This is a genomic window from Rhizobium sp. Rhizsp42 (assembly GCF_047304155.1).
In the GTDB taxonomy this organism is placed as follows: Bacteria; Pseudomonadota; Alphaproteobacteria; order Rhizobiales; family Rhizobiaceae; genus Rhizobium.
Map to the genome: position 1 here is coordinate 1 of NZ_JBGLYS010000084.1, position 5787 is coordinate 5787.

5 protein-coding genes are annotated in these 5787 nt (G+C 56.7%); 4 read left to right on the forward strand and 1 reads right to left on the reverse strand.

Annotated features, from left to right (window positions below; genetic code table 11):
• Positions 1-529 precede the first annotated feature (529 nt).
• The 4 genes from ACCD05_RS31470 (at position 530) to ACCD05_RS31485 (ending at position 4981) form a co-directional block, all read left to right on the forward strand.
• The gene (locus tag ACCD05_RS31470) at positions 530-793 is read left to right on the forward strand and encodes a hypothetical protein (RefSeq protein WP_413397583.1); all 264 of its coding nucleotides are present in this window, start codon (positions 530-532) and stop codon (positions 791-793) included.
• Between the two features lie 867 nt (positions 794-1660).
• Positions 1661-3148, forward strand: a complete 1488-nt coding sequence (amyA, locus tag ACCD05_RS31475) for an alpha-amylase (RefSeq protein ID WP_111564237.1) — start codon at positions 1661-1663, stop codon at positions 3146-3148.
• Between the two features lie 217 nt (positions 3149-3365).
• The gene (locus ACCD05_RS31480) at positions 3366-3575 is read left to right on the forward strand and encodes a hypothetical protein (protein ID WP_111564239.1); all 210 of its coding nucleotides are present in this window, start codon (positions 3366-3368) and stop codon (positions 3573-3575) included.
• 701 nt (positions 3576-4276) lie between these two features.
• Entirely contained in the window at positions 4277-4981 is a 705-nt protein-coding gene (locus tag ACCD05_RS31485) for an MOSC domain-containing protein (RefSeq protein WP_413397587.1), read from the forward strand.
• On the opposite strand, the gene ACCD05_RS31490 is transcribed toward ACCD05_RS31485, so the two are convergent.
• Positions 4978-5709: a hypothetical protein gene (locus tag ACCD05_RS31490; RefSeq protein ID WP_413397585.1), complete on the reverse strand. Its 732-nt coding sequence runs from the start codon at positions 5707-5709 to the stop codon at positions 4978-4980. The two genes, ACCD05_RS31485 and ACCD05_RS31490, sit on opposite strands and share 4 nt — an antisense overlap.
• Positions 5710-5787 lie beyond the last annotated feature (78 nt).

The following is a 5787-nucleotide window of genomic DNA, read 5'->3' on the forward strand; positions in this document are numbered from 1 at the left end:
ACTGAAGGTGATGATCCGCAAGGCGAGCCAACTCGGCTATGATGTCAGAAAGCTTGAGTTTCCCGCGCAGTCTGGGCATTGATGGTGGCGAATCTCGACAAGCTCGGATCTTCCGGACTCAAATAACGTAGCGGCGAACCAGCTGAGGGAACAGCGGCCCCGCCGCCAGTCCATGGCGATGCGCAGGCAGTCAGAACAACTGGGCTGCCTGTTCGTTGCCCGATCGCGTGCTAGGGTCTCCTAGGCACTCCTGGCACATCCGGGAGCACTTTACCTAGGATGATGGGCAGGTCTCGCACTGGAATACAGGTGGCAGTGTATTGGGGATTTGCGACCGCCGTCCCGACCCCCGTCATGCCTATCTCGCCAATACAACAAGCACTGATGGCGCCTGCGGATCGGGCGTGTTAGTGCGGAGGATGTCGATCGTCGGAACATCCATTCGCTCTGCTGGAACATGACATTCGGCGAGCGAAGCTTTGAACATCCGGCCAGTACTTTTGTTGTCTCTATGGTGAGCGCTAGCCCAATGCCCATCACGATGCCGCACTTGCCTGGCGGTCGTCTTGGCGTTGAGGATCTGGCCGGCGTCGAAGGAGCCGAGAGAACGCTATACGCGGATTTCGCCCGTCAGGGCGCTGACCCTGACCTCGCAGAACTCAGCGCCGCGGAAGTGCATGGAAAAGGCCTCGATTCCGCCGGCGGCGGTACCAGCCCGCCGGTGATCACGTTCGGATGCATGGAGACACCGAATGTCCACGCCAACTGGTACTTTCTCGCAAGCTTGGACTGAAGTTGGACACCATGTCGACATCGTTCTTCCTGTCAGGCCGGACGATCCTTCCATTCAAGAAGGAGCGAATGCCCTTCTGACCAATCCTACTCGCTCAAAACGCGGGCAACGCCACCGGCCGTGCTGCCCCGTCTGGACGCGTGGCCTAGCTCGATTTGCAGACAGTTATCTTTTTGCCGCGGGCGATCTCCGCGGTGTCGCATCCATCCGGAACCCGCGAGGGCCAACGTTACGTTTCAGGAGCGGAGGAGATTCCCGATGAAGAAAGATGGCGAGGTTTCAAGCGAGGGGTTGAGCTCGATTTGGCTCGAAAGATTTCGAGCGAAGCACAGCGTGGACAGCGGCGTTCGCGCGCTGGCCGCGTACCGGTTGCCAGCTCTATCGTCGGGACTGCCCCCACTGAATCCATGACGAAGCCGGCGGCGAGGCTCGATAACCCCAGGCTGCCTACCTCGGTATCGAATCGTCTTGGGACCGTCCGATCAGCATGTAAAGCCATGGAAACGATGAGGACGCTTTGGACCGAAATTCTCGCTGGCGCTCATGGAACCAATTGCCGCGATGTACATTTCTTCCGCGCAATTTTGTGAGGGGACGTTGAGTAATCATTTTCAAATCAAGAGCATGGAAACCACCGGAGTTCGGCAAGTCCTGCGGGTGGAAGAATTTGCCAACCGATACGATTTGGACGAGCGGCAAAGACGAGACCTTCGATCGTTGTTCGGCCCATTCGCGACGCTTCAGGAGTTGCTTACAAACTGTCACTTCCCCGCGAAGTGTCGTTAATAGGGTAGCTGGCAGTGGATTGTATCGTCAATTCCATTGTCCGTGCCGATCTTCATCAGCATAATTTAGACGAGAGCCTTAATGAGCAAACGCACGCTGTTCCAATTTTTTCATTGGTACTCGGCCGGGGACGGTAGTCTCTGGAAGGAGCTTGGTGAAAAGGCCTCCTATCTCGCAGGAATTGGAATCACCGACGCCTGGTTGCCGCCTGCGTATAAGGGGGCGTCTGGGCCTGACTCTGTCGGATACGACACCTATGATCTGTTCGATCTCGGGGAGTTCGAACAGAAAGGGAGCAGGGCAACAAAATACGGAGACCGGGCCGCCCTTGAAGCAGGTTGCAAGGCTCTTCTCGAGCACGGGATCCGGCCGATCCATGACGTCGTGATGAACCATAAGATGGGGGCGGACGAAAAGGAAAGCGTTATTGTTCGTCGCGTCGACCCACTCGACCGTACGAATATCGAGGAGGAGTCAATTAGCGCGCTTGCCCACACGCGTTTTACCTTCCCTGGCAGAGACGGAAAATACTCCCGGTTCGTCTGGGACAAGCAGTGCTTCAGCGGCGTGGATTTGATTGAGAAACCTCATGAAACCGGCGTATTTCGGCTAGTGAATGAGTATGGCGAGGGGCAGTGGAACGACGAGGTCGACGATGAACTCGGCAACTTCGACTACTTGATGGGAGCCGACGTCGAGTTTCGTAACAGGGCGGTCTACGAGGAGCTGAAATATTGGGGGCGGTGGTTTTCCGAGCAGGTTCCAGTCGCGGGTTTCCGTTTGGATGCGGCGAAACATATTCCCGCTTGGTTTTTCAAGGATTGGGTCGGTCACATGCGCGACACTATTGGCGCCGACCTATTCGTTGTTGCGGAGTATTGGCACCCCGATATAACCACGCTCTCCAACTATCTGGAGCGGGTCGACAAGCAGCTGCTGCTGTTTGACGTCGCGCTTCACCACCGTTTCCATGACGCCTCCAAGGCGGGCGCGGACTTTGACATGCGGACTATCTTCGATGGGTCGCTCGTATCGTCCATCCCCGACCACGCCGTTACCCTCGTGGACAATCACGACACGCAGCCCCTGCAGTCACTAGAGGCAACCGTCGAGCCTTGGTTCAAGCCCCTCGCCTACGCCTTGATCCTTCTGCGCGAGCAAGGCACGCCGTGTGTCTTTTATCCTGATTTGTATGGTGCGGCATACAGTGACGTCACCGAAGATGGTCGCGAACAGATGGTGGAAATGCCCGTCATTGGCTGCTTGGCCAGGCTATTAGAGGCACGTCAGCGGTTCGCCAACGGCTCGCAGATTGATAAATTAGATAGCCCACATGTGATTGGCTTTCTTCGGCGGGGAACCGAAACAGAGCCGGGTTGCGTTGTTGTCATGTCCAACGGCGATGCAGGGGAGATCTCCATGGACCTAGGCCCGAACCTATCGAAATCCGTCTTCGTGGATTTCTTGGGTCACCTATCGGGTGAGGTGACGACCGACGACCAAGGTCTCGCGATTTTCCCGACGAATGCAGGTAGTGTCAGCGTCTGGGTTCAGAAAGATTTTGTTTGAGCGGCGCCGCAAAATGGCTTGGGGAACAGCTGCTTTGGTTGGCGATCAATGGGAGTACGACATATCTCGGCATCCAGGAGGCGCCGCTGCTACATCAGCGGATACCTCGATATCTCTCTCTTCCGGACCTGCACGCGGTGACGTTAATCTCGATCCGCGACCTTTTGGAACAAATCGTCTCCAAAGACATTTCGTCGCCAACTGAGGGAGGCAGAAGATGAAAGACGAATTATTCGAGCGTGAACGTGCCCTTCGGGGAAAACCCTATAGCCTGGAAGAGTTTCGGTCAAAATACGTCCTGGATCGCAAGGTCGCGGAAGACCTATTCAGACGTTTTGGACCATCATCCGTGGAGCTCGATCTTTTGATGGAGGCAAAGCGCCGGAAGCCGTCATTCCAAGCCATCGCCTCCGATATCCAGCTGTGAGGCAATAGGGGACACCAAGTCTCCACCAGTCTTGCGCAAGACCGGGGAGCACGCCACCTAGCTTCAGGGCCATTCCGACACGTCCTCCGATGATCTCTTCGAGAACAGGGCAATGTCAAGGGAAAAGAGACCATGCAAATGTGCTCTAGAATTTGCTAGAAGTGCCGAAGTTTTCGACACTTCTATGATAGCGCTGTTCGGGCTAAACATTTGACGGGATCGCGGGGCGAGCGTAGCCAGCGCAGGCATTCACGTGCGCCTCGACCGACCCGCCTGTGCCTTTCAGAGGAACTGAAATCGCGATTGGTTGTTTTCCGATCAAACAGAGAGAAACATGGCGGGCCAATGAAATCTTTTGCCGATCGCTGGTATTATTCTGACAAGTCCCGGCGGCAACCTGTCGATCGCGATGCTCTCGAACAATGGCGCGAAGATACCTCCCGTGCTTCCGATCCCGTGCCAGCAACCTTTGGTCGCGCTGTGGAACGCGGACCTATTGGCCGTGCCCGCGGAGACGGTTCTCGCATGTCACATCGGGTCTCCGAAGTCGCGATGGGTGACGTGGCGGCTGGGACGGCTGAAGATAAGTCAGTCCGCCAGGGCGTTGACGATATAGTCCGCGAACGGCCGCTCGCCCCACCTGGCACCTTCGCGCCCGCGGCCTGGATCTTAGGAGCCACCCCATAGAGCTCGCGGCAACAATCCAGGCGGTGTGGCGATACCCTGTCAGTTCGCTGCGGGGGGAACGGGTTGACACCTTGGCGCTCGCATCCGACGGCGTTCGGGGCGATCGCGATTATCTTCTCGTCGACCTCGTTTCGGGAGAGATAGCCGCGCCGGAAAAAATCGCCCGTTGGCGTCCCGCGTTGGAGCTTGATGCCCGCGTGACGAGCAGGGGAGTCCTGATCTCCTCGAAAGATTGGGCCATGATGATTGATGATGCCGAGTTAGACAGCGCTTTGGCAGATCAGTTCGGTTTCCGGTGTGCGATCCGGCGCGCTGGGAGTAGCCTTCTTACAAACGTGGGCGAAATCAAATTGTCTCCTCGCTACCTGGCAAGCCCTGTTCATTTGCTGTCATTGAGATCCCTTTCGGAGCTATCTGAACTCCTGCCCGAGGCGATCGTGGACGTTCGCAGGTTCCGCCCGAACATCGTCGTGGACACTCGTGCGGACGAGAACGACTGGGTTGGCCGCCAGATCGCAATGGGCGCCTGCCGTGGCACCGTCACCGAAAAAACCAAACGCTGTGGAATGACAATGATCGCGCAGACTAACCTGTGCGAGGATCCCGAAATCCTGCGAACGATTGTCCAGAGGCGTCAGCGTTGTTTCGGTGTGTATGCAGATATCGATTCCGAGGGCGTGATTTCCGTTGGAGACACGATTTCCTTCGATGAGCGTTAGGCCGAGTGGACGAGGAGTTCTGAGTTTGCCACGGCATCGATAATCGTCGCTGAAACCTTGCTCCCCATTTCGTGAGCGCTGGTAATACCTTGAATGAACGGCATTTTGTGCAGCAGGAACGGGACCGAGACACAGTAGAGGTTGTTCGACAGCCCAGCTTCCAAGCGGGGTCGGAAACTGTCGTCAATCTCAATTCCACCTGTCCGACGGGTTTCGTCGTTCGCGCTTGCTCCGGCCGTGTGGGTCTCTGCCTTTTTGATCGCGCCGGGTTGACGAAGGCTCGGAAACGGGAGGTCGGAAGCGGAAAGAGCGTGCTGTCCGGTGGCATCGATGAAGGCGTCGTAACTGATGTCATTTCCATCAACAACCACGACAGCGCCGGGTTTTTCACGATCCTGCCGAATGTCGTAGTCGTCGCCTAACGCCTTCACTGACAGCTTGCCTGCCTGATGCAGGGCAAGGAGCCGTTCGACAGATTCGTGCGGAACCGTCGCGTAATCGTCCACAAACACCGTCTTGAAATGCTTGTGGAAGCGCTTCAGATCTCGATCATTCAGACGAGGGATGGCAAGCGCGATCACCTCATGCATGTTGAGGATAGCGTACCGCCACTGAACGGTCTTCCGCTCCTCTTTGTTTTTCTTCGCTTCAGACAGATTCTGCGCTGCCCAGACGAAAGGGTCCGCAGCCTGTCGCGGTCGAAAATAGCGGTCGGCAATATCTTCCACGGTAAGCGGTGACGTGAGGCCGTTACTTCTTGAAGTTCCAGGGCATCAGAGCGTCGAGATCGCTCGATGGCCAACCTG